The 24,751-nt window shown below is 47.3% G+C and carries 24 protein-coding genes; 18 read left to right on the forward strand and 6 right to left on the reverse strand.

The annotated features are described in order from the left end of the window. Nucleotides 1-3 precede the first annotated feature (3 nt). Nucleotides 4-987 carry a Gfo/Idh/MocA family protein gene (locus C7820_RS06325; RefSeq protein WP_116230212.1) on the forward strand — a complete coding sequence of 328 codons (984 nt, stop codon included), beginning with the start codon at nucleotides 4-6 and terminating at the stop codon, nucleotides 985-987. 19 nt (nucleotides 988-1,006) lie between these two features. After that, entirely contained in the window at nucleotides 1,007-2,089 is a 1,083-nt protein-coding gene (locus C7820_RS06330; RefSeq protein ID WP_116230213.1) for a Gfo/Idh/MocA family protein, read from the forward strand. Between the two features lie 104 nt (nucleotides 2,090-2,193). On the opposite strand, the gene C7820_RS06335 is transcribed toward C7820_RS06330, so the two are convergent. Beyond that, the gene (locus C7820_RS06335) at nucleotides 2,194-3,234 is read right to left on the reverse strand and encodes an NAD(P)-dependent alcohol dehydrogenase (RefSeq protein ID WP_116230214.1); all 1,041 of its coding nucleotides are present in this window, start codon (nucleotides 3,232-3,234) and stop codon (nucleotides 2,194-2,196) included. 154 nt (nucleotides 3,235-3,388) lie between these two features. On the opposite strand from C7820_RS06335, the gene C7820_RS06340 reads away from it, so the two are divergent. Then, nucleotides 3,389-3,811, forward strand: a complete 423-nt coding sequence (locus C7820_RS06340) for a MerR family transcriptional regulator (protein WP_116230215.1) — start codon at nucleotides 3,389-3,391, stop codon at nucleotides 3,809-3,811. A gap of 63 nt (nucleotides 3,812-3,874) precedes the next feature. Here the strand turns inward: C7820_RS06340 and C7820_RS06345 are convergent, their stop codons facing one another. After that, entirely contained in the window at nucleotides 3,875-4,420 is a 546-nt protein-coding gene (locus tag C7820_RS06345; protein ID WP_116230216.1) for a TetR/AcrR family transcriptional regulator, read from the reverse strand. A 209-nt stretch (nucleotides 4,421-4,629) separates the two neighbouring features. Between C7820_RS06345 and C7820_RS06350 the strand changes: the two genes are divergently transcribed. The 3 genes from C7820_RS06350 to C7820_RS06360 all read left to right on the forward strand — a co-directional run bounded on the left by C7820_RS06350 (nucleotide 4,630) and on the right by C7820_RS06360 (nucleotide 6,305). Further along, nucleotides 4,630-5,010, forward strand: coding sequence for a DUF2255 family protein (locus tag C7820_RS06350; protein ID WP_116230217.1), 381 nt, complete (start codon nucleotides 4,630-4,632; stop codon nucleotides 5,008-5,010). Between the two features lie 41 nt (nucleotides 5,011-5,051). Beyond that, nucleotides 5,052-5,807 carry a carboxymuconolactone decarboxylase family protein gene (locus C7820_RS06355; RefSeq protein WP_258875133.1) on the forward strand — a complete coding sequence of 252 codons (756 nt, stop codon included), beginning with the start codon at nucleotides 5,052-5,054 and terminating at the stop codon, nucleotides 5,805-5,807. Between the two features lie 87 nt (nucleotides 5,808-5,894). After that, on the forward strand, nucleotides 5,895-6,305 hold the full coding sequence (locus tag C7820_RS06360) for a cupin domain-containing protein (protein WP_116230219.1): 411 nt from the start codon (nucleotides 5,895-5,897) through the stop codon (nucleotides 6,303-6,305). Nucleotides 6,306-6,383: 78 nt separating this feature from the next. Here the strand turns inward: C7820_RS06360 and C7820_RS06365 are convergent, their stop codons facing one another. Next, nucleotides 6,384-6,872 (reverse strand): DinB family protein, encoded by a 489-nt coding sequence (locus C7820_RS06365; RefSeq protein WP_116230220.1) that lies wholly within the window; start codon nucleotides 6,870-6,872, stop codon nucleotides 6,384-6,386. 286 nt (nucleotides 6,873-7,158) lie between these two features. Between C7820_RS06365 and C7820_RS06370 the strand changes: the two genes are divergently transcribed. The 5 genes from C7820_RS06370 (at nucleotide 7,159) to C7820_RS06390 (ending at nucleotide 12,012) form a co-directional block, all read left to right on the forward strand. Beyond that, nucleotides 7,159-7,917: a cyclase family protein gene (locus tag C7820_RS06370; protein ID WP_116230221.1), complete on the forward strand. Its 759-nt coding sequence runs from the start codon at nucleotides 7,159-7,161 to the stop codon at nucleotides 7,915-7,917. Between the two features lie 247 nt (nucleotides 7,918-8,164). After that, entirely contained in the window at nucleotides 8,165-9,373 is a 1,209-nt protein-coding gene (locus C7820_RS06375) for a hypothetical protein (protein ID WP_116230222.1), read from the forward strand. A 54-nt stretch (nucleotides 9,374-9,427) separates the two neighbouring features. Beyond that, nucleotides 9,428-10,051 carry a hypothetical protein gene (locus C7820_RS33775; RefSeq protein ID WP_258875134.1) on the forward strand — a complete coding sequence of 208 codons (624 nt, stop codon included), beginning with the start codon at nucleotides 9,428-9,430 and terminating at the stop codon, nucleotides 10,049-10,051. A 213-nt stretch (nucleotides 10,052-10,264) separates the two neighbouring features. Then, nucleotides 10,265-10,816, forward strand: coding sequence for a dihydrofolate reductase family protein (locus C7820_RS06385; RefSeq protein WP_116230223.1), 552 nt, complete (start codon nucleotides 10,265-10,267; stop codon nucleotides 10,814-10,816). Nucleotides 10,817-10,920: 104 nt separating this feature from the next. Further along, entirely contained in the window at nucleotides 10,921-12,012 is a 1,092-nt protein-coding gene (locus tag C7820_RS06390; protein ID WP_116230224.1) for a stalk domain-containing protein, read from the forward strand. Nucleotides 12,013-12,194: 182 nt separating this feature from the next. On the opposite strand, the gene C7820_RS06395 is transcribed toward C7820_RS06390, so the two are convergent. After that, nucleotides 12,195-14,480: a glycoside hydrolase family 127 protein gene (locus tag C7820_RS06395; RefSeq protein ID WP_258875135.1), complete on the reverse strand. Its 2,286-nt coding sequence runs from the start codon at nucleotides 14,478-14,480 to the stop codon at nucleotides 12,195-12,197. A gap of 223 nt (nucleotides 14,481-14,703) precedes the next feature. Here C7820_RS06395 and C7820_RS06400 point away from each other — a divergent pair, with 223 nt between their 5' ends. Next, nucleotides 14,704-15,555, forward strand: a complete 852-nt coding sequence (locus tag C7820_RS06400; RefSeq protein ID WP_116230225.1) for an AraC family transcriptional regulator — start codon at nucleotides 14,704-14,706, stop codon at nucleotides 15,553-15,555. Between the two features lie 164 nt (nucleotides 15,556-15,719). Here the strand turns inward: C7820_RS06400 and C7820_RS06405 are convergent, their stop codons facing one another. Further along, nucleotides 15,720-16,466 (reverse strand): MerR family transcriptional regulator, encoded by a 747-nt coding sequence (locus C7820_RS06405; protein WP_116230226.1) that lies wholly within the window; start codon nucleotides 16,464-16,466, stop codon nucleotides 15,720-15,722. Next, on the reverse strand, nucleotides 16,441-17,367 hold the full coding sequence (locus C7820_RS06410) for a DUF2268 domain-containing putative Zn-dependent protease (RefSeq protein WP_116230227.1): 927 nt from the start codon (nucleotides 17,365-17,367) through the stop codon (nucleotides 16,441-16,443). The genes C7820_RS06405 and C7820_RS06410 overlap by 26 nt, the downstream gene beginning before the upstream one ends. A gap of 193 nt (nucleotides 17,368-17,560) precedes the next feature. On the opposite strand from C7820_RS06410, the gene C7820_RS06415 reads away from it, so the two are divergent. The 6 genes from C7820_RS06415 to C7820_RS06440 all read left to right on the forward strand — a co-directional run bounded on the left by C7820_RS06415 (nucleotide 17,561) and on the right by C7820_RS06440 (nucleotide 24,736). After that, nucleotides 17,561-18,595, forward strand: a complete 1,035-nt coding sequence (locus tag C7820_RS06415) for an aminoglycoside phosphotransferase family protein (protein ID WP_258875136.1) — start codon at nucleotides 17,561-17,563, stop codon at nucleotides 18,593-18,595. 112 nt (nucleotides 18,596-18,707) lie between these two features. Next, nucleotides 18,708-20,579 (forward strand): stalk domain-containing protein, encoded by a 1,872-nt coding sequence (locus tag C7820_RS06420; protein ID WP_181908948.1) that lies wholly within the window; start codon nucleotides 18,708-18,710, stop codon nucleotides 20,577-20,579. A 116-nt stretch (nucleotides 20,580-20,695) separates the two neighbouring features. Beyond that, nucleotides 20,696-21,145 (forward strand): nuclear transport factor 2 family protein, encoded by a 450-nt coding sequence (locus C7820_RS06425; protein WP_116230230.1) that lies wholly within the window; start codon nucleotides 20,696-20,698, stop codon nucleotides 21,143-21,145. Between the two features lie 733 nt (nucleotides 21,146-21,878). After that, entirely contained in the window at nucleotides 21,879-22,322 is a 444-nt protein-coding gene (locus tag C7820_RS06430) for a MarR family winged helix-turn-helix transcriptional regulator (RefSeq protein ID WP_116230231.1), read from the forward strand. A gap of 3 nt (nucleotides 22,323-22,325) precedes the next feature. Continuing rightward, nucleotides 22,326-24,131, forward strand: a complete 1,806-nt coding sequence (locus C7820_RS06435) for a DHA2 family efflux MFS transporter permease subunit (protein ID WP_116230232.1) — start codon at nucleotides 22,326-22,328, stop codon at nucleotides 24,129-24,131. Nucleotides 24,132-24,172: 41 nt separating this feature from the next. Beyond that, nucleotides 24,173-24,736 carry an NAD(P)H-dependent oxidoreductase gene (locus C7820_RS06440; RefSeq protein WP_105442686.1) on the forward strand — a complete coding sequence of 188 codons (564 nt, stop codon included), beginning with the start codon at nucleotides 24,173-24,175 and terminating at the stop codon, nucleotides 24,734-24,736. The last annotated feature ends 15 nt before the right edge of the window (nucleotides 24,737-24,751 follow it).

A 24,751-nucleotide genomic window follows, 5' to 3' on the forward strand; every position in this document is an offset into this window, starting at 1 on the left:
AGCATGTTGAACGTTGCGATGTTAAGCAAATGGCATGTGCATGCAGCGGATTACGCCAGAAGGCTGCAAAATCATGGAAACGTTAAGATCACGGCCGTATGGGACGAACAGCCTGAACGTGGAAGCGAATGGGCTGCCCAATTGGGAGCGGATTTTGAAGCGGATTTGGATACTCTGCTGAAAAGGGAAGACGTCGATGGCGTCGTCGTGGATGCCCCTACAAGCATGCACGCAGATGTTATGGTAGCAGCCGCTGAGGCCGGCAAACACATTTTTACCGAAAAAGCCATGGCTCTTACCACCCAGGAATGCGATCGGATCTCTGCAGCGGTATGCAAAGCAGACGTCAAGTTTTGCATTTCATTTCCTGCTCTTACAAGACCGCACCAATTGTTCGCTAAACAATTGATCGACGACCATATATTAGGGGACATTACGCTTTTACGCATTCGTAACGGACACGACGGTGCTTTAAACAATTGGCTGCCGGAATACTGGTATGATGAGAAGCAAACCGGGGGCGGAGCCATGATGGATTTGGGCTGTCATCCGATGTACATCGCAAGTATGCTGCTCGGTAAGCCCAAAAGAATCACCTCCATGTTTCATTACTTCACCCATCGTGCAGTGGAAGATAATGCGCAGTGCTCTATTGAGTTCGTAAACAATGCGGTTGCACTTGTCGAAACAAGCCTTGTTACGTACAAAACTCCTTCCGCCCTTGAGATTTACGGCACAGAGGGCACCTTGATGATCTCAGATGATACCGTTAGAGTCATCTCGAAGAAGCTCGATTTGCCTTTCTCCGGATGGATTTCACCGAACCAACTCCCTAAAGAGCAGCCGCTTCCGATCATCCAATGGGCAGATGCATTGCTATATGACAAGCCGATGCCCTTCGGACTGGAAGAGGGGACAAAATTGACGGAGCTATTGGAGGCGGCATACACCGCTCATAAGGAAAACCGGACGGTAGAGTTCAAATAGCGTGGGGGAGGGAATTCAGATGAGAACTGTAAAAGTAGGAATCATCGGCTGCGGCATGATCGCTGGCGGGAAGCATATGCCGTGTTTGTCCAAGTTAGATCATGTACAGATGGTGGCCTTCTGCGACTTGAAGCCGGAAAGGGCCGAGGAAGCGGCGCAAAAATACGGCACGCCAGATGCAAAGGTGTTTACAAATTACAAAGATCTGCTTGCGATGGAGGATATTGAGGTCGTACATGTATTGACACCGAACAGCTCTCACGCGTCCATATCTATTGATGCTCTCGAATGCGGCAAACATGTCATGTGCGAAAAACCGATGGCAGTCACAGGCGCGGAGGCCAAAGCGATGTACGAAGCCCACTTGCGAACAGGCAAGAAGCTAACCGTCGGGTACCAGAATCGCTCCAACGCCAGAAGCCAGCTGTTAAAAAAGATGATCACCAATGGGGAACTTGGAGATATCTATTTTGCCAAAGCGGTTGCGACCCGGAGGAGAGGCGTACCTACATGGGGTGTGTTCCTGAATAAAGAGAAGCAGGGAGGCGGTCCTATGATTGATATTGGAACCCATTCCCTTGATCTGATCCTGTGGTTGATGGATAACTATGAACCGGTTAGTGTCGTCGGCAGCGTCTTCCATAAACTGAAATATACCGAAAATGCCGCAAACGAATGGGGATCCTGGGATCCAAACGAATTCGAGGTAGAAGATTCGGCGTTCGGGTATGTGAAATTTAAAAATGGAGCGACGGTCATCATTGAAACCAGCTGGGCCCTGAACATTGCGGAAAGTGGCGGCAACCTGCTGTGCGGAACGAAGGGAGGAGCGGATTTTGCTAAAAATGAGCTGCGGATCAATGGCGAGCGGGATGGGAGCCTGTTCCTGAATAAAATCGATGTGAATCCGAATGCAAGAGAACGATTCAGCGGAGAAGCAATGACCGATTTCGAGTATGAAGCGAAGCAATGGATTGACAGTATCGTACACGATACCGAACCTTTGGTTAAACCGAGGGAAGCGATGGTTGTATCGCAAATATTAGAGGCGGTGTATATATCCGCAGAAACGGGAAAAACCGTTTATTTTGATGAGGAATAAGGAAGTGGAATAAAGATCATAGAATAAAACGAAGGTGCCCAAAAGCTTGCTTTTGAGGCACCTTCAGCATGTCATCACTTATGGAACAAATGTTGGTACGCAGCTTACATCGTGCTAATATCAATGACGAATCTGTATTTCACATCCGAAGCTAATACACGTTTGTAGGCTTCGTCAATCTGGTCGGCCGAGATCACTTCAATCTTAGGAACGATGCTGTGCTGTGCGCAGAAGTCCAACATTTCCTGTGTCTCGCGGATGCCTCCAATCATGGAGCCCGCAAATGAACGCCGATGTCCGATGAGGGACATGACATTCAGCGACAAAGGCTCCCCTGGGGCACCGACGTTTACCAAAGTTCCGTCAAGCGTTAGTAGTGAGAAATAAGCATCCATATTGATGCTGGCACTCACCGTGTTAATAATCAGATCAAAGCGGCCGGCGAGTTTTTCGAAGGTTTCCGGATCTCTAGTGGCGTAGTAGTTGTCTGCACCCAATTGCAAGCCATCTTCTTTTTTACTTAAGGTTTGGGACAAAACCGTGACCTCGGCACCCATCGCATGCGCAATTTGGACAGCCATATGCCCGAGGCCGCCCATACCGACGACAGCTACTTTTTTGCCTGGGCCGGCCTTCCAGTGATTTAGCGGGGAATAGGTTGTAATACCCGCGCAAAGCAACGGTGCCGCGGCATCAAGCTCGATGTTGTCGGGGATTCTAACTACGAAATCCTCCGTGACGACAATGTGGGTGGAATAACCACCTTGAGTTGGCTCGCCGTATTTGTCAACACCAGCGTAGGTCGGGACATTTCCTTTGAGGCAGTATTGTTCTTCCCCTTTACGGCAGTTCTCGCATTCGCCACAGGAATCAACCATACAGCCAACCCCTACACGGTCTCCGACCTTGTATTTTGTGACATTAGGGCCAACAGCCGTAACAATTCCCGCAATCTCGTGTCCAGGCACAAGCGGATAGTTGACAGGTCCCCATTCGCCGTGAGCCGTATGGATGTCGGAATGGCATATTCCCGCAAATTTGATTTCAATTAAAATATCCTGCGAATCCAGATCGCGCCGTTTAATTTCAGCTGCTCGAAACGGTTTGTCCGGACCGTCGACAGCTCTTGCTTTAGCAGTAATCATCTCGAAATCCTCCTATCAATAGTTGTTCAAATGTTGCAAAACCAATTTTATTCCCTAGAGTTAACTCTAGGTCAAGCCCTGATTTTATGTTAATATGTTCTCGTAGCTTTAGGATTAGCTCGAGGTCTATATCGCAAAGAAAGGAAGATCCCTGTTGAAGACATTTTCAATCAGCGAAGCCGCCAAGCAATTGAACCTTACTATATATACATTGCGTTACTACGACAAAGAGGGACTTTTGCCCTTTGTAGAACGGACAGCCAGCGGAACACGCTTGTTTAAAGAATCCGATATCGAGGCTTTAAAAGTAATCGAATGTTTGAAAACCACCGGGATGCCGATTAAGGAAATTAAAAATTTTATTAGTTGGTGTTCAGAAGGGGATACGACTCTGAAACAAAGATATGATATGTTTCTGGAACGGAAAGCTGCTGTAGAGGCGCAGATGGAAGAACTTAAAAAAACGATGGAAGTCATCGAACATAAATGCTTTTATTACAAGACCGCGCTGGATGCCGGAACGGAAGATGTTCATAAGAACAACAAAATTGGGAGTAACTTCGCCTCGACTTATTAATAGAAAACCACCTGTAATTCATATATTTCTATATGAGCTACAGGTGGTTTTGTTATTCAGAGATTAAAAATTTCGATCCAGCAAGATCCCTGTCTGTTCTGCCATGACACGAGGAGGAACAGGCATTCCATTCCTGAACCACCATTCCACGGCCCCCACAACGGCTGCCCCGAAAAATTGCAGGATAACTTCTTGATTTAAGCCTTGATTTTTCCCTTCGGTTACATCGACTTCAACTTTATACTCTTGAACAACTAAATCAAGGAAACGGCTGCGGAAATGAGCCGCGCTTTTGGTGTTCAGCATGATTGAAAAAAACAAATGATGCTCTGCAAAATATTCGAACCAGACATAATTTCCTTCCTGGAAGCTCATTTCGGATGCAGATCGGCAAAGTTCGCTGAGATTACTGATGTGTTCTTCGATAATTTTATCCAGCAGGTCGTATTTATCCAAATAGTGCAGATATACCGTACCTCGATTCACATTGGCCCTGTCGGAAATATCACGGATGGTAATGTCATCAAAGTTTTTTTCTGCCATCAGTTCAAGAATGGCCTTCTTGATGGCTTCTTGGGATTTGACGACCCTTCGATCCACTTTAGTCATTTTTATAACGTCCTCCATCTTAAGATAATCGGCAATTTTGGATCATTTGTTGAGTAACACACACATTGAGAGGAAATGACCATTGTAAGCATGGGGGTTCTGTATAAAATTATAAACACGAGTTGATTAAACAATCAATGTTCATTTTGAGCTGCAGTAGTTCATTCTTTGTGCATGCTTAATATCAAGTTTTAAGGAGGATCCCATTCATGAGTACGTGGTCGAATGAAGAATTGAGCAGGATCGCTGAGTCCGATGATCTTCACATCTCACCTTTCCGGGAAGACAGCGTTACCTATGGTACCCCGACCTGGATTTGGTCTGTTGTGGTTGGGGACTCACTCTATGTACGCGCCTATTACGGGCAGAACTCCCGTTGGTACCAGGCAGCGGTACAGCAGAAGGCGGGCCGCATCACGGTGGCTGGCATGACGAAGGAGGTTGCGTTTGAACCGGTTGAAGGGGAGATCTCCGACCTCATCGACAATGCATATCGTGCGAAATACAAGGGAAGTCCTTATCTGAACTCAATGATCAGTACGCGAGCCCGTTCAGCCACAGTGAAGGTTGTGCCGCTTACCGTACATTAATCATAACGGCTTGTTTGAATTTGTCCCATGGACAGGAGGCTATGATGAATCGAATTGAGAAAAGCCAAGAAACGTACAAGCAGCTATTCGGCGATGGAGTGCCTGCAGCATATGCCACGGATCCCGATTTTCAGGATATTTTGAGCCGGTTTATTTTCGGGGAGGTCTTTCATCAAGGCAGCCTGGATGACAAAATGAGGGAGCTCATCACCTTGGTGGTGCTAACCACAAACCAAACCTTGCCTCAGCTCAAAGCTCATGTCCATGCCGCCCTGAACGTCCGACTTACGCCGATCGAAATCAAGGAAGCCGTGTACCAATGCGCGCCTTACGTTGGTTTTCCCAAAACGCTGAATGCCATGACGGAGGTCAACGACGTTTTCAAAGCAAGAAATATCGCATTGCCGCTGGAGAGTCAACAACAGGTTGAAGAAGAGACTCGGTTGGACAAGGGACTTGCCGTGCAGGTGGACATTTTCGGCGACATCATTACCAAAAACCGGGAGAATTCCCCGATCAATCAAAAGCATATTCAGGATTATCTTTCCGCCTTTTGCTTTGGCGACTTCTATACCCGAGGAGGCCTGGATTTGAAAACACGGGAGCTGCTGACGCTCAGCATCATAAGCGCACTCGGGGGTGCCGATCATCAGGTCAAGGCACATGTACAAGGGAATCTAAATGTCGGCAATGACAAGAAAACGATGATTACCGCCATCACGCATTGTCTTCCTTATATGGGATTCCCTAGAACGTTAAATGCTTTGAGCTGCATCAATGAGATCATTCCGGAATAGTAAAGGAGACAAAACCAATGGTTAACGAAACATTCAAATTGTCGAACGAGGATACGAATTCTAATAATGTTTAATGGAGGAACCCAAGTGGCCAAACATGAAGAGGTAAAAAAGGGCGTAATTTTCCCTGTGGGAGAAAAGAACGAAGGATTTGCCAAATATTTTGTCGGACAAAGTTACCTGCAGACGTTGGTTGCCGATCCCAGCGTTCCTGTTGGCGTTGGCAACGTAACCTTTGAACCGGGATGCCGGAATAACTGGCATATCCATCGCGATGGGTATCAGATTCTATTGGTAACCGGAGGCGAAGGCTGGTACCAGGAAGAAGGAAAGGCTGCCCAGTTCCTGAAAGCCGGTGATGTTGTTGTTACGCATGATGGTGTAAAACACTGGTATGGTGCAGCAAAAGACAGCTGGTTTGAACATATTGCCATCACTGCAGGTAAACCGGAATGGTTGGAACCCGTTATGGATGAGCATTACGACAAATTGCAGTAATGGCAAGACTGACTAGGGACACTTGTTCAGCTATTAAAAACGGGAACGTCGGATTTTGGACGCTCCCGTTTTTAATCATTAAAAGCTGCGTTTACCTGCCAAAGCTCCCTGCATTTTACTTAAGAATACAATTTGCCCAATATGATAAGCGTCGTGCATTGCTAAACTCTTTAGTTCGAGCACCAATGATCTTTCTCCCGGGATCGGTCTATACAAATCTTCTTCTTCTGATTTTGCTAGTATTTTTTCAAGTTCGCGATGAACGTAAACGTATTCTTGTTTTGTTTCCTTCCAATTTTGGAGCGTTTCAGCTGGTAATCGAAATGTAGATTTATTATCTTCGGCCTGTGGTTCATTGTCTGTCTCACCAAGAAATCGCATCAGAAGTCTCTTTTCATAGAAAAGTAAATGACAAACTAATTCCCAAATGGAATTCATTGAATCAACGGGTTTCCAAATTGCCTGTTCAAACGTAACATCCTCTAGCACTTTTTCAAGTGGTGGAAACCAGTCTTCTTGATCCAAGCAGCTTGCCCATTGCTGTAACAAAAGTGTCCTTACATCCATTTTCTATTCCCTCCATTAAATCCTTTGGTCAAAATTCATTTGCAAAGTGATGCAGGTAGTTACGAGATGAGCCTTTTTTACGGAACAATGAACGACACATTATTTTGGAAAACTCTGTTACCAATAGATTATCATAAGTTGTGTTTACCAAGAAATAACAACGATCTGGAGTCATTTTGGTTATCATAAAATAGGGATGGCACAAAACGCCACGTTGGCCTATCGGCTATATGTACAATTTAGTATAATGTGGTTGATTCGAGGAGAGAGGGGAGAGAAAACCACCATGAAGCTTATTGATTTGAGCGTGCCGATTAGTCCGCGTATCCGCGAGCCGCTGCCGGCGAAGATCGAATATGCGACCCATGAAGATGGTGCGCGGCAAGCGGCCGGGATACTTGGACTGAAGCAGGAGGATTTTCCAGAGAGTAAGGCGTGGGCAACGGAAATGGTGACGCTGAATACGCATTCGGGTACCCATATCGACGCGCCATGGCACTACTGGCCGGTCTCGGAAGGGAAGCAAGCAAGGACGATTGACGAACTGCCGCTCGAATGGTTTTATTCTGACGGCGTGGTGCTCGATTTCAGTGCGAAACCGCCGGGTTACGAGATTACAACGGATGACCTGATCGCCGAGCTGAAACGGATCGAGTATACCCTGAAACCTTTTGATATCGTTCTCATTCGGAGCGATGCAGACAAACGGCTGTATCACGAGCATTATGCTTTTCTTCATGCCGGGGTATCGGCCGAAGCTACGCTGTGGCTTCTGGACCAAGGCATCAAGGTAGTCGGCACTGACGGCTGGGGCTGGGATATTCCTCTCAACCTGCAGGCTGAAGCGTATAAAAAGCAGCCGCGGGAAGGCGTGCTGTGGGCAGCGCATTACGTAGGCAAGGACAAGGAATATTGCCAGATTGAAAAGCTGGCCAACTTGGACAAAATACCGAAACCGTATGGCTTCAAAGTATGCTGCTTCCCGATTAAGGTCGAAAAGGCAAGCGGCGGCTGGGCCCGGCCGGTTGCCATCGTGGAGGAATGAGACAATAAAATAAAGAACGTTGTTGTAATGAAAATGGAAAGGACAAAGCCACCCCTGGCAAAGGAGTGGTTTTCTTTTGGTGCAAACGCGCCCTTGATTCGGTCCGCCGGATAGCATTATTGAACCTTCGAGCTGAACCGTACCATAAATAATGGTTGGGGGAATTTGGATCGAAATGATACAATTTGGAGAGCCAACCCCAAACCGTTTATGCGAGAAGTAGGGTTTATGAGAAAGGATGATAGAGATGCCGAACGATAACCAAGCTCGTCTTCCCGTTGGTTCAATTAGAGAAGATGGCCGCTATCCCATTGACCTGACAGGTCTTTGCAGCCACACCCTTGTGATTCGACCCGGGGTGGGGAGCCTGTCCATTGGCCCTTCGTACTTGGGGAAAAAGGCAGATCTTCACGTCGAGCCTGACGCGCATATCGATTGGACCGTATTCGATGCTTTTGCTACGCCAGCCGGCTCGCCTTGGCCGCGTTATCTGCACTATACAGGCAGTGACGCAGGCTTCTTGGATTGGGCACAGAAGCGTCCCATTGAAGAAATGACATGGGCCCCAATCCTGCCGGCAGACACGGTGGCGGATGCCAGCCAATCCATTTTGCATGGCTTGCACATTGAGTTGGATCCGTCCGGAGGGTGCCTGATCCTAACACTTCCGATAACGCCTTGCCGCTTGAACGTGTCCGGCGATCTATCACGTCTCTCAACCACTGGAAACATCCCATCATCTCTGACACTAGCGCCGCATACAAGTAGACGCAAGAATGATCCCCCTTTCTTGATGCCTGACCTAGGTGAGCTGCATCAGGTGAACAGCCTGGCGTTACAGAATAAGCCGATGGGACAGCCGGTCTCGCTGGAGTGTCTGAACCGCTTTCCGAACCTACATTCACTGAGTTTATGGGGGAACTTCTGCGATATGGACGTGTTGGCCCGTCAGGCCCGGTTAACGAATCTGGAGCTGCGTTTCATGCCGGATCTGGAAGACCTGCCCCCGTTAGACACGTGGCCGTTGCTTGATAGATTTATCGCATATAACGTGGAAGAGCTCACGGGTAAACGTCTGAAGCAGCAAATGAAAGCCCGCGCGAAAACCCGGCCGTGGAGCGGCCATGCTTCAGTAAGCCAACTGCGAAAGCCCGAGTGGTGGTCGACCGAGTTCGGGCGCCCTTTCTCGTCCTGGCCTAAACGTCTGGCCAAGGTGGCTAACGAAGCTTACAACGTTACACAGGCAAGCTTATCGCAGGCATGCAGCTTCGCCGATGCCGAGGCAGTCATTACCGCCTTCACCGTGCGCTTCAATACCCTTAAAGGCATAGAAACGACTGAGAGAGAAGACCTTGGTGAAGCAGTATGGCAGCTCAGCCAGTCCGATCACCAGATTGGCCAGCCTATCACGGAAGAAATGGCTCAACGCTGGTTCGATGCAGCGCGCAATTACTGAAGCATCAACTCAGGGATTTTGCTGTGCAAAGTTTATAAAAGGAGTGATGGCGCCATGTCTTTAAATCAACAGCTTCATCAAGAATCGCTTAGGTACTTAACGACTGCACCCTTTCGTGAAAATGATCCGAAATTTATCGGAGCAATAAGTGAAGTAGACTATGAGTTGTTAACAGCAAATGAAGCAGATTTCATAGAGCTGCTGTATTTTAAACTGAAAAATATCGCTCTGCGCAATAAAATTTTGTATGGTTTAATCCGGTGTAAGGAATTGGAGCTGAAAGATTTTTTTCAGAAAGCCTATAAGAAGGAACGGTATTTAGATATGAGACTGCTCGCCATCCACGGATTAGCGCATTATGCCACAGAAGAAGAGATCGACAAGGTCATCGATCATTTCCTTAAAATTTTGATGAAGCGGCCGGAGACTACTCCCTATAACTACCAGGAATATGAGTTTTTAAGATCCGCCTTCGGGCTGCCTCTCCTCATTAAAAAATACGGGTATCCCTGTTTTGAAAAAGCACTTCAACAAGTCGAGAAACAATATGATGCTATGCCGGAAGCATTTAAGGGGCATTTTACTTTTGATGAAAATGGAAATTCAGTTCTGTTGAGAAGTCCCCGCGAAACGAAACTAATGATTGAACGTTTTTTTGCGGCACAGTACGGTCGCTAATCAGCGAGTTTCCCGACGATGCCAAGGATGAACAGGATGAACATATCTAAACATGGGAACGAACGACCGAAGATATTTCCAAAGTTCCGAATCCCCGAACAAAGCCATACATCAATTTTTGAAATACATGGATTGTGACAGCGGAAAAGAACAAGGAAATGAAACCGGCAAGTAGAATAAATAAGGAACATATTTTTTGGGAGGGATGACTGAATGGCTGAACTGATTTATCATGTTGCAGTTTCATTAGATAACTTTATTGCGGATCAAGGTATGATGGATGGAGATATTCATGAGTCAAGCTTTTTATTTGATGGGGATCATGTTCCAGACTTTTTAACAGATATTCAACAATACGATGCCGTATTGATGGGTGGAAAAACATATGAGTTTGGATTTCAATTCGGTGCTAAACCAGGTGAACCGGGGTATAAGGGCATTAAACACTACATATTTTCTAAATCCATGCAATTTGAGTCAAACGAAGAGGTCGAACTTATCCAAGGTGATGCAATAGAGTTTATTAAGAAACTCAAACAACAGATTAATGGTAAAATTTGGCTATGTGGAGGCGGGGAATTAGCGGGGTCGTTGATTAAACATAAACTCATTGATCAATTAGTGCTGAAGGTTAATCCAATTATTGTGGGTGAAGGTGTTCCTCTCTTCGGAAGCGTAAAGCCACGTCTTAACTTGAAGTTAGTGGACATGAAACAGTACTCTAATGGAATTACCAAACCGACGTACAACATTATTTATACATAGGATGATTCTCTTTCAAATGGCTGCAACCTAATCGATCCGATTTCCGTCTGATGGATTGATAATATGATTGACGTCATCCATCTCGGGATCGGAAGGAGCCTTTTATGAACAAGAAACGAACTAAACTAACGGTATTATTCACTTTGGCAGGGATACTCGGTACAACGGCCGCAGTCGAAGCTGACGCTTTCGTTGAAAAGGTTACAGGTTACCTTCAAAAAGATACAAAGGTTCTTATTAATGGACAAGACAGCATGCTTACGCCTGTATCTATTGATGGTAAACTGTATATCCCGGTCCGTGATGCTGCGGCCAAGCTTGGATATACATTAAATTACGATGAAGCGAGCAAAGAAATTGAACTCGGCGAAGCGGTTGACCTGATGCGTGCTTCCGGTGTAATCGTAAACGTGCAGGCGAATGAAAACGGGAAGTACCGAATCGAGCTGCTCGGCAGTACATGGGTCATATTGACTGTGGACAAATCGACGGTGATTAAAAGTCTGGACGGCAAAATGCTAACCCCAGCCGATTTGAAAGCCGGGACACAAATCGATGCAGAGTTCGGACCAGCTATGGCGATGAGCTTCCCGGGCCAAGCGCAGGCCGTTACTGTTAAAGTTCATGCAAATCGCGTCGTCAAAGAAGATACTATCAAAGCCGTGAAACACACGGAAGACGGCTGGCAGGTTCAATTAGGTGACAATTTGGTTTTGAACGCAGGTAAGGAAACGCGTGTTATGACATCCCAAGGGGAGTCCTTGAATTGGGAGGACCTGAAGGCCGGAACGAAAGTAACAGCGTACTACGGCCCACTCATGATGCAAAGCCTTCCTCCACAAAGCCCGCTTTTCCTTCTAGTTGTGCAGGCTCAAACACCTGTTGCAGGCGGACTGAAAATGTCGCCGGAGACAGCACAGGAATACCGCAACTTGGCTTGGGCGCAGGTGAGTGCGCAAGCATCCCATATTACGACAAAGCGAGACGAGGCACCTGTTCAAATTGTTTCCTCTAAAGAGGTTGGCGTATTAGCTACTACGGCCGAGCAGAAGAAATTGCTTGAAGATGTCCAAGCTGAGAACGGAAGCGTTGTGACGGTGACTTACAACACGGATCAAGACGAGCTGCTTGGGCCGTTGACTGCCGTGTTCGATTTCAACACAAAAGCTTTTATCGGATTCAACGCTAGAAGATAAAATGATTTCTAAGCTGCCATGAAATTCAAGCGCCTTGAATTTCATGGCTTTTTTATATCCCCGGAGGAAGTTGTTCAATGAGATGATCTATTTCATGATGCTGGTGATATGTATGAAAAGCCTCCCAAGAGGAAGGCTTTTCAGGTCATTCGTTGTAAACATTAGCAGGTAAATTTAGCATGTCACAGCTTCACAGACCGTAACATACCATAGATGCCGTTTAAATTCTGGATCGGGGAGAACTTTACCTCAACCGCTGCTTTGCCTGCGGTCATTTCGGCAGGGATTTCAAACATTTTGTCATAAAAAGCCCGTCTTCTTTCTAACGGAACCGATTCTGTAGCAAGCTGTTTTCCGTCAACCCGAATCTCGATGCTCCCGGCTCTGGACCCATAACTGAAAGTAACCGAGAGACCGTTCTTTGCTTCCGGGTCTACCTTTAATTCATAGCTGAACCACCCGCCTGGTTCCGCTCTTCTCCCATTCAGGCCTTCCCAAGTTCCGGCATGGGTCCGTTCACCCTTGACTTGATGCTGCAGCTCATATTGGTCGTTTCCAATCTGGATACCGTCGATCGTGGCTTCCCTGATCAGCTGTTCTTGCTGAGATTTCTCCAAGTGTTCGTGCAGGCTGTTCGAATCGGCTTCAACGAACCTCCAATAGATGCCGTATCTCTCGCTATGCTGCTTGAAGTGTGGGGTAAAGACCAATCGGTTGTCTTCATCCGTATTTCGGAGCACAAAGGAAAGCTCGCCGTCTTTTTGGATGAAATGCCGGTCGAAGCCGGCAAACCATTCCTGAACGCTCATGCCTTGCGGGATGACGAAATCTTTTATGAGCATTCGCCGGGTAGGGATACTGACGTTAACCCCTGTTTTCGATTCAACCAAATCTTCTTGACCCAACCCGGCACTGAGAACGACCGGACCATAACGAAATCCCACCACATTGGGTGCATCAGGCAAACTGGAGTAATCGGCTTTCATCGGGATGCGGATATGTAACGAGTCGCCATCTTTCCATAACCGATCAATGATTGCATAACCATCCCTGACTTCCGGTTGAATGTTCGCTCCGTTCAGGGATATGGTTGGTTCGCCTGCGGTCCAATAAGGAATGCGGATACGAACGGACAAGCGCCGTTCCTTCTTGCTGGTATCGGACAGCTCAAAAGTCACTTGAACCGTATCGCTGAATGGAAGGTCAGAGCTTTGTATGATCTTCACCTGCTGCTCCGCCCAATCCACTGTACTGCTTATAAATTGATTGATATACAACCGGTCACCCGAGTGAAAATAAAGGCTGTCGTTCAATTTGGTGAAGCTCTCCATGCCGGTGCCGGTGCAGCACCAGAAATGCTCGAACGGGGAGCTGTACACCTTGAAATAACCGGTTGCCATCGGCTGAAAATACATCGTCATGCCTGTGTCCGGGTTTTGGGAGGAAAGGATAGCGTTGATATATGTTGTCTCGTAAAAATCAGCGTATTTCACATCCTGGGTGAGTTTGAATAATTCCCGTGTCAGCTTCAACATATTGTAGCTATTGCAGGTTTCGCAAGTGATATCGGACCGTCTAGCATCGAGCAGATCAGGCTCTCCGAAATGCTCGGACTCGCTGTTGCCTCCTGTTATGTAGCTGTGGTGGTATACGACCATGTCCCAGAATCTCTCGGCAGCCTCTCGATAAAAAACTTCGCTTTCTCCCAGTGTTAAATATCGGTTCAGGGCTCCTATAAATTTGGGGATCATTGTATTGGCGTGCTTGCCCTTCAATATATCTTTGCCTTCCCAAATGGCCTCGAACAGGCTGATTTCATCAAATTGATGGGCGGCTTCCGCATGGCGGGGATTTCCGGTCAATTGATACAAGTTGTACAGGCAATCGTTCATTCCACCGTATTCCACAGCCAGCACGGTTGATTGCAGTTCTTTGGACCACCGTAAAGTCCGATCCGCTACCCAATCGCCCAGTTTATTGACGAGGTCATAAGCGGCTTGTATTCGGGTCGATTGATAAACGTCGATGAGTCCGGCGATGATCTTGTGCATGGTGTACCACGGCACCCAAGCCGGTATCCGATTTTCCACGTTATCGAACAGCGTTTCGGGAAATGCCGACAAATACCCGTTTTGCAGCTGGCAACCGGCCAATTCGGATACAAGATACTCTAAATTCGCGAGGATCCTGTCGTTCCGGCTCTGGGCATAGGCCTGCGCGCATGCTGACAGATAGTGTCCCATGGTGTGGCCGCGAATCTCTGTTTTTTCCCAGCCAGGGTAAGTCTCGGCTGTGGACGGCAGTCCCGCAACTTCCCGGAATCCGGCCAGCAGGCGATTTGGATCGTAGCTTAATAAATAATCGACCTCTTTTGTAAAGGCATTCACAAGATAATCTCCAGTCAGCACGACCTGATTCAAACCAAAATCGTGTAATCTCATTTCCCCGATCGGTCCTTTCTGTACCAAGTTTCTCCTTCAGTGGAGAGTACATCAAGTGTACCTTTTCCTCACTTTTCGTTAAATAATAGAAGGTCGGTTTTTGTGTCAAAATGTCAGCAGTTTATGCTTACATCTGCTTCAGCATGATTTTTAGATTTACTTGAAAATATCATGGATAAACCTCACCAAGTTTGGTATCTTATTCATACGATTAGTGTATAAAGGTTTGATCGCAAGGGAGAGACTGACGATGAATTATTTTCGCTTCCGGGTGGATGGCCCGGTGAAAATGGTGATGACCGGGAAATTTATGTCTCCGTCCCCGGAGTGGCAGCATATGAACCGGATCTTAATGGAGTATGAGCTGTTTATCCAGACTCGCGGAACATTGTACATTTCATGCAATGCGAAGAAATTTGCCTTGAGAGAAGGGGAATTCCTGCTGATGCCGCCTCGATCGCATCAATATGGGTATCAGGCGTCGGACTGTAGTTTTTACTGGCTGCATTTCTCGGCGCGCGGGGAAACGGAAAGCATCACTGCCGATGAACTTGAGCAAGCCTTAGATCCTGAGGTCATCGCGATTCCTGAGTACGGCACCTTGCGCAGCCCCAACAAACTGACCGTCATGCTCAAGCAATTGCAGGATTCCGTCAGGAGCTACCGAGAACCAAACTTGAACAATTACTTGACAACTGGTGTCTTGTGTGAGATTTACAATCAGATGTTTTTCGTTCAGAATCAACCCGCCAAGCCAGAGAAACAGCAGCTGTACAATGACATTGTGGATTACATTAAGTGGTACAAGGAAGAAAATTTGAAGGTTGAACATCTCGCCAAGCATTTCGGGTATAACGCCAAATACTTGACGGGCTTGTTTTCTTCCATAGCGGGCATTTCCTTAAAGCAGTACATCATGCAGGAAAAGATGGAGGCGGCCAAGTTTCTGCTAACGGATACGAATCGGAAGATTACCGAAATCGCCAACCAATTGGGATTTTCAAACAGCCATTCGTTCATGAAAGCATTCAAGAAAAAAACAGGTCTGACCCCATCGGAATACCGCAATGCTTACGCTACCCGCTTGCTTTATTATAAGTAGAAAAAATCCGCTCCAGAGCCCTGATGGCTAACTCTATATCAGCAGCAGAGCGAATTATATAAAACAAACCGCAAGATATGACATTGATGTCATGCATCCTGCGGTTTCCGTAGTGGACTTATTTACTTGTCTGTTTCAGCATCCTCTGCGTCAAGGTACCGTCTTTACCGATTGATATGGGACATGATTGCACGGTAAAGAAAATCTGCTAAATCCTCATTACTGTATTGATTAAAGTAGCTTGTGAATCGGGTATCGAATTTATAAGTTTTGGCAATGCAAGCCAGTAACGCTGCATCACAAGGCATGAATTGCATTAAAATTTTTTTCCACTCTTCGATGAATCGCTGCACTTCTTCGGAGGAAGGATCCTGATGGATACAAGACGCCATTTGTTTGAATATTTCCTCCATGGCTGAAAGACGTTCCTCTTTTTCTGCGGGTGAACATGCTTCCAACGTTTCATTATACGCTTGATACGCCTCTGTCTCACCATAAATGAATCTTGCCTCATTTGCATATTGTTCTCTCAATGGCAGAGCAGAAGTACTGTTGAAGATTTCCAAATGGCTAATATCATTTCCCGACACATATTCTTCGAGAGCCGCCATGATCGTTTCCAGTCTTTGCTTTTTCGATAATAAGGTTTGTCCTTGCTTCTTTAATATTTGTTTCTGTTCTTGCTTAGTCAACTTTAAAATGTCGCCAATTTCTTTCAAGGAAAAATCCAATTCCTTTAAGAACAAAATCGTTTGTAGTTTTTCCAAACTGCTTCGATCGTATAGTCGATATCCTTTTTCCGTCAGATGTGTCGGTTTAAATAAATGAATTCTATCGTAATAATGCAGGGTCCGAGCTGTAATGCCTGTAATCTGAACAATATCATTAACTGTTAAATATGGTTTCTTCATCCCAAAATCCTTCGACCTCATCTAGTATTTGAGCAGCGGGCGTTATCGTTGCCTCAAAGATCGTTTTTCCTGTTTTCCTTAAATAATACTGGATTAAATAATATCCGCAAGCGTAACCGGCGCTATAAGGCATATTGACTGGTTTAAAGTTTTGAAGTTTGGCGATCTCGTCGCCGTAAAGATACGGAGCGATTTGATCAAACCCTGTTACGTGCAATTTCTCGCTAAGCACAGGCTTAATGTGCCTGTTAAGGGTGTCTGCGTTTGTTTTCGTTACCCAAGGGCCGAGCCATTCTTCGCCAAACATGAACGCAGCATAATTTTCAGCTAATCCTTCGCTGACAATAAGCTCGCCTAAATGAACGGTGTGATCCCACTGAATAAATTGATATCGCACATTATGGTTGCATTCGTGAGCCAGCGCAACCTTCATGCGAGGAATGGTGTAATCATTTGGCAAGAGCGTACCCCAGATAAACCCCGGAATGCCCCCAAAGCCGCTATATCCTTCGTTAATGGTTAGAGCACGGCTTTCCGGATTCCCTAGCTGCAGGGTAAACAAATATTCGGATACGGGGAGGTGAATTCCATGCTCTGCAAATAGACCCAGGCTTTTCTGTACAGCATGCTCACACTCTAACCAAAAGGAATCAGACGAAATCTGCTCGATCTCTGCCGATATCTGAGGGGTAATCTGATCAGGGGATCGATGCATCATGCTATTAAACGTAATAACGTCAAATCCATTCGCCTCTTCAGCCCTGAAAGGGATCTGTTGAATTTCCCATTGTTTCATAAAGGGAGCCATCATTTCGTTTCTGAATAATTCGAGTTTGTCCTCGGGCAAAGCCTGGGCAACTTTTTGATAAATGCGATCTGAGCGCAGTGTTCTTATAATCATTTCTCTCACCTCTGGTAATTTATAGTGAGAATTATGCACTATGACCTTACGTCATAGTCAAGTACATCGGATCAAAAATAACCATTCAGGTGAAGTTTTTTTTAAATTACTTTTTCCCTTCATTTGTACAGGATGGCAGCCTAAACTTGAAGTACGACAAAGGGTTACCTTGTTAAAACGATTGGAGGACTTCATGATGAGCGAGATCAATGCCGAAACGCTGACGCAGGTTCTAAGCCAAATGCTTGGTATTGAAATCATCTGTGCCGATATCCAGACTAAACCTTTACATGGCGGTACAGTAGGTAATGTACAGCTTGTAACGGGCCATGCCCAAACCACAGATGGCAGTGAAATCGCCTATAACCTCGTTGTAAAAACGCAGAAGAAATGGGAACGTTACAGGGATCCCGATTCATGGCGCAGAGAATATGATTTTTATAAGTCCAATTTTGGCGCCTTGTTTTCTGAATCATTCCGTTGGCCAGAATGTTATCACGTCGAAATGAACGAAGAAGAGAACGAAACACAGATATGGATGGAATATATCGACGGCATATCGGGTCTGGACTTGACCGGCGATATGTATGAGCGTGCAGCCGAGGAATTAGGACGGTTCCAGGGCAAGTTATATGCCGAACAGCCAGCTTTTTTACAAAATATGACCAATCTGAGCAGAGCGGAGTATATGAAGGATATCTATCTTCACTACCGGTCATGGAATCGAGTGTATGATTATATCCGTTCCGAAGATTGCGGTATCCCCAAACATCTATGTAACATGCTCATCGACATAGATGAAAGCGCGGACGAAATATTCAGCCGTATTGAAAAGCTGCCCATCGTGCTGTGCCATAGAGATTTTTGGGTGACAAACATTATTTATTCAGACGGTAACATTATACTCATCGACTGGGATACCACGGGGTGGGGCTATTTAGGTGAAGATATGGCAAGCCTTATCGCGGATGAAGCCGATATTGAACACATGGTTGAATACTACCATAGATGTATCCCGGCGTATTACAAGGGCTTTTCGGAACAAGCGGATATTTCGCACATAACGGATAACTGCGTTTATGAGATGATTCTCCTAATGTTCGGGTACAGGCTTGTAGAAGGGTATATGGATGCAGGAGCGGGAGACAAACACCAGGAAACGGATAATGAAAGAACGCTGCTCATTCGTACCCTGCAAAAAATCTTTGAGATCAAAAATGAACAATAGTTTCGCAACAAAGCGGGAGAATGACCGTCTATATGATACATAAAGGGGACAGCGGCGGTTCGGCGCAACCGTCGTAAGGTTCGAATGAATGTGTTTGGAGGCGGGGATATCGATGATAAGGAAGAAAAGTGTGAAGCGGTGGCTGCAGGCTTCTGTTGCTACTGCCATACTGATGGCTGTGACTCAAGCGTATAGCGAAACGTCTGTACTTGCTGAACCAAATGGCTATGCGGAAACCATTCAGGGCTATACGGAAAATCCGGAAGATCATGTCACGCTAGAACCAGGGTTCGGCTACTATAACTATTTTATGAGACCGCTTGCTGAACAATTATACCTGCATAGTACGGTTACCGCGTTTTTACCGACCCGTTTGCCGGATTCGGCTTGGCAGTATTACGGTTACAAGAGCCGGTTCACATCGGACGGCTATGAAATTCTAGGTTATCGGACACCGGAGCTGCAGGCAGTCAAAGATACGCTGCCGGTACCGGCAGCGCAAGCCGATTCTGCGAAAGAGCTGCAAGCTCCTAATGTTCTGTTTCGGCTTAAGGCGGGACAAGCGGGATCGGCCAAGCTGCAAATTCCGTCGACGGCCTCGCTGCTGCTCAATAAGGATGGATGGGATTACTATGTGGAGGGAGCGGCTAAGGGGCAATCATCGCAGGGCAGGAGCAATCCGCAGGCCAATCCACTCTATCAAATGTTAAGCGGCCTAGCGAAATCAGGCGCTCCGGTAGCCGGCTCTAAAGGCACGGTACTTATCACAGGACAGGGGACTTCAAACGTCACCTATGCCGCAAGCTGGACCGTGGATAATTCAACGTTCTACTCCTTTGTGTTGACGGGGACGGCTCAGTCCGATTTTACATCCATGCTGACAAGCTTCCGGCCGGTTATTAATTTGCTGGACTATGCAAGCGTTATTTTGCTTCCGGTGGATAAGCAGCTCAATCTGCAAATTGGACGCGACCACATGTTTATGCCTTATGAAAACCAATTTATCCGGCTAGCTCATAAACCGGTTGTTTACAATGGATCGGTATTTTTGCCGCTGCGGGATATTGTGCATGTGATCGGTGGCGAAATCCAGTATGTGAGCAATGAAGGAGCCGTCTATTTATCACAAAACGGTTGGCATAACGAGTTGAAGCTAAATTTGAAGACAGGTGAGGTTGATCGCAGCGGCAAGAAGATCGCCACCCTGCCGACCCAGGTTGAAGCGGGCACAACGCTTGTTCCGCTCCGTTTTATGACCGAGCAGTTCGGCCTGCCGATCGATTACAACGCCGCGCTCAAGCAGATTACGGTTCATGATCGCCACTGGGCTGGGAACTATCGGCTGTTGCAAACGAGCGATCAGGCAGATTATCCGGTCTCCGTGCTCAGCGTCGGAGGGCCTTCCTTTACTTACAGCAATAGCCGCTACAGCCGGGACGGCAGCTGGAATGGCTGGAATTATGTGCAGCACAAACCGCCGGTTGGCTATAACAGCTTCAAATATAACGTTGCTGATATCAGTATTGCACTGCTTCCCGGCGACAACGAGCTTGTGCTGCAAGATTTGCAGACGAAGCAGGTTATTATGAACGTGCCGATCAAGGCTGATCTTTCGCCGAATCAAATTCCGTTTCGTTACAGCGGTATCCCGTATTATGATGGCTTGAAGACGGAGCTGAAGCTGCAGTCCTCCGACGGTATCGCTTGGCCGGCCGGGTATGCGGAGACGAACGAGTCCGGCTATGTTACCATTCAGGGCAAGCTGGACGGATTATCCTTCGATTCGCTTCGCCTCAGCTACCATGTGGATAAAGTCGATAGTAAGACTGTAACCGTTCCTGTAAAGGATGGTGCTTTCTCGTACCGATTTAAGCCGGCGAAGGGACCCGGGACGTACTACATAACGCTCTATAACCCGCCAAATTCATTGCCGAAGACGGATATGGCGGCGATCGTCACATTTGTCATTGTTGTGAAAAGTTAGCTTCTATATGCTGAACCTATTTCAATTAGGCGGGGATATCACAGCAACAAATCGAAAGATCCTTTGTTCTATAATCGAGATGAAGTTGAGGATAATATGAACGGAGGATAATATGAATGGATGATACATGGAGTGATAACAGCACGAAGGCAATGGGAATATTGCATCGAATGTTTTCAGCCGAAATGGAATTTATGCGCTCGGATGGAAATGACTTTAGCGGTATAAAATCTGCCTTTCACCCCGATATCGTTGTTCATGAGCCTGCATCCCTGCCTTATCCGGGCGATTGGTGTGGTTATGAAGAACTTGGAAAACTCTTTAATACGATGCATAATACTTGGAGTTCCATGAACGTTGAGAACATGGTTGCTACATTAGATGGTGACACCCTTTTTATGGGGGGGACTTTAGTGGCAACGGCTAGACAATCTGAGAAAGAAGTTCAATTACCTTTCGCTCAAATCTTAAAAATTAAGGACGATTTAGTCGTAGAAGCATTTCCTTATTATTTTGATACTTCTTTAATTAACGCAGCACTTGGCCATTCAGAAATTAATAAATAAGCTTTAAGCTAACGGAGGATAATAAACCATACAGCGCAACAGCAGCCGGCAAATCTTAGGCTGCTTTTTTTTTGCTGGTATAAAAGGGCGATGGTTATGATTGCTGATGAATGGGAATTGACATGCTGAGTGAACAGCAGTCAATCTAACGGCTGTTTTGGTGCTGCCCAAGAATGCTGATGTAGTCCTTTTTATCCATGGCGATGGAGCGATACCCAGGCACATGACAGTGTCAGGTTACATGGGATCATTTTGAAATTTCTCAAGAGTCTGCAGTAACCTTTTTGCATGGATTTTCCTGCTTAAAATGCTCACATTATATTGATCATTGGTGTTTTATTTTTTGGCAGATTAGAGATATTAATTCCGTTAAGGGAAATATTAGGATGAATGGAGAGGTGGAGGTGCCTGTATAATAATGTTAGACGACAAGAACATACACGCTGGGTAGCCGCGTAGCTGCGGTTTTTTTTATAACCATAAAACCATTTAGAGCCTTACTTGAACGTGTCACCCTAAGGGTTCATTGCTCCCGTTGATTAAGCCCTTATCGTATCGATTGATACTACATTAACGTCAGATTTGTCCTATCCCGAAGGTGTAACCTGTACAATGGCGCTCCTTGTTGAACAGAACGTTCGTGACTACATTTACTACTATGAACTTATTGACATATCGATTGAATGGTTAGATAATAGTTCGCATGCGAAATATTTGCGAAGGGAGCTTTACGTTGCAAGAACAACGGATCCTGGAAATATTCCAAAGCTACCGTGAGGTCCATCAGGCGTTCTTCCAGCTGATGACCAAAGCGGCGAGCAAGCATAAACTCACTGCGCTGCAGCTGATCGTGCTGAGGGTGCTGCGGGAGCACCCCGAGATCCGCCTTTCGGACCTTGCCGAAAAGGTGAAACTCGGCAACAGCACGACCAGCGGCATCGTCGATCGGATGGTCAAGGCCGGTCTCGTAGACCGGGAGAGGACTGAAACCGACAGGCGAGCGATGACGCTGACCCTTTCCGAGAAAGGGATGGCGCTCTGGCGCGAGACGGAAGCCACCCGCTTGCACATGATGCGGTCCCTGCTTGAGCTGCCTGAGGAAGACCAGCGGGAGCTTGACCGCATCCAGCAAAAAGTACTGCATCTTTTAAGAAATTATAGAGAGGAAGAAGCTTAAGCCATGACCACTATGGTATCCAAACACTTGCGCAAGGGGCCGATCATGGCCTCCTTGCTCATCGCCGCGTTTGTGGCGCTGTTAAGCCAAACGGTGCTTAACGTCGCGCTACCGAAAATGATGGCGGATCTCAATGTAACGGAAAGCACGATCCAGTGGCTGTCTAACGGTTATATGCTGGTGAACGGCGTACTCGTGCCCGTCAGTGCCTTCCTGATTAACCGGTTTACAACCCGGAAATTGTTTCTGGTAGCCTCATCCATGTTTGCACTGGGCACGGTCATCTGTGCGTTATCCGGCGATTTCAGCTGGCTGCTGGCCGGCCGTCTCGTGCAGGCTTGCGGTGCCGGCATTCTAATGCCGCTTATGACGGTCGTTACGCTGACCATCTTCCCGGTCGAGGAACGCGGTAAAGCAATGGGCCTGATGGGGGTCGCAATGATTTTCGCGCCGGCCATCGGACCAACGCTCTCCGGCTGGATCGTCGAGAATTATGACTGGCACGTGCTGTTCTACATCGTACTGCCGCTCGCGATCATCGCCGTGATTTTCGGCGCCTTCTCGATGAAGGACGTCATCAAGACGTCCCGTCCGAAGCTCGACGTCCTGAGTGTGATCCTGTCGACACTCGGCTTCGGCGGACTGCTGTACGGCTTCAGTGAAGCCGGTACGAAAGGCTGGGACTCGGAGGAAGTCATCATCTGCCTGGCCGTCGGCGCGGTCGCGCTCATCCTGTTCATTGTGCGCTCGATCATGGTGAAGAATCCGCTGCTCGAAATGCGCGTGTTCAAATATTCCATGTTCTCGCTCACATCCCTGATTAACGCCATCATTACCATGGCGATGTTTTCCGGCATGATCCTGCTGCCAATCTTCTTACAGAACATCCGCCACTTTTCGCCGCTTGATTCCGGTCTCCTGCTGCTGCCGGGGGCTATTCTGATGGGTATCATGTCCCCGATCACGGGCATGGTATTCGACAAAATCGGTGCGCGCTGGCTGGCTGTCGCCGGTCTTATCATCACAACCATCACGACGTACGAGTTCAGCCATCTGGAAGCCGATTCATCATACAACCATATGATGCTCATTTATACGGCGCGGATGTTCGGGATGTCCATGCTGATGATGCCGATCCAGACAGCAGGCCTCAACCAGCTGCCGCGCCGCCTGAACGCGCACGGCTCGGCGATGTCCCAGACGCTGCGGAACGTATCAGGCGCGCTCGGAACCGCCTTGCTCGTCACAGTCATGACGAACAGAGCGGCCTCGCACGGGAAAGACCTCGTCATCGCAGGCCATATCAACCCGAAAGACGCTGCGAAGATGGCCGAGGTTACGCAGCAGGCGACCATTTACGGCATCAACCAGTCCTTCGTCGTGGCCACTTGGCTGACTGTCGCTGCGCTTGTCCTGGCGTTCTTCATCCGCAAGGTGAAGCCGCAAGAGGATACGTTGCAGGTACCGGTTAAAGCGCCCGAGGCGAGTGAGTCGGCGGCCCAACCGGCGCCAGCTGCAGCTGTAGCCCAACCGGTAGACCAACCGGCACTCGCGGAGGTAGCGGCTCACGCGGACATGCAAAATAAGGACAGCGAATTCCGAAATGCCATTCGAGGGTTTTTAACCCCGTCTCAGCCTGAGAAAGACGAAGGGCAATTCACCGATAAAGAATACCGGAAGGCGCTGCTGAAACTGAAGGATGCCACTAACCAGGAGGCAGCGGAACCGGATGAAAAAGAAATGTCCCCCGACCAGGCTTACCGGGAAACGCTCAAGAAATTGAACGGGCTCCTAAAGGAAAACAAATAAAGAAGCGCGTTTGAACAGCGATCAAGAGAGGAGATCAATCGATGAAAATCTATATTGTGTATGATAGCGAAGCGGGGCATACAGAACAGCTGGCCCGCTCCATTGCCAAAGGCGCCCAAAGCGTGGAAGGCACGGAGGTGTTCATCAATCACGTGAGTAAGGCAAACGTCAAAGATCTTGCCGATATGGATGCGATTATTTGGGGATGCCCCGGACACTTCGGCACGATTAGCTCCGGCTTAAAGGAATGGATCGATAAGCTCGGGTATCTGTGGGCAAACGGGACGTTGGTTGATAAAATCGGCGCAGTATTTTGTACCACGGCAACCATTCATGGCGGGATCGAGGCGACCTTGCTAAACCTGGTTACACCGATGCTGCATCAAGGCATGATGGTTGTCGGCTTGCCGGCTAATATTCCGGAGAATGCACTGTACGGCAGTTATTATGGGGTCGGAGTGACATCCCCTGTCGAAGATACCCGCGATGACCTGATCCAATCGTTATTTACGAAAGGTCTCGGGCTGGGAGAAGCCCTAGGAAAACGTGTGGCCAATACAGCAAACACCATTGCGGCAGGCAAGAAATTGCTGAGCAACCCTTAAATAACCTAATTCAAG

Source organism: Paenibacillus sp. VMFN-D1, from assembly GCF_003386155.1.
Classification (GTDB): Bacteria; Bacillota; Bacilli; order Paenibacillales; family Paenibacillaceae; genus Paenibacillus_AQ; species Paenibacillus_AQ favisporus.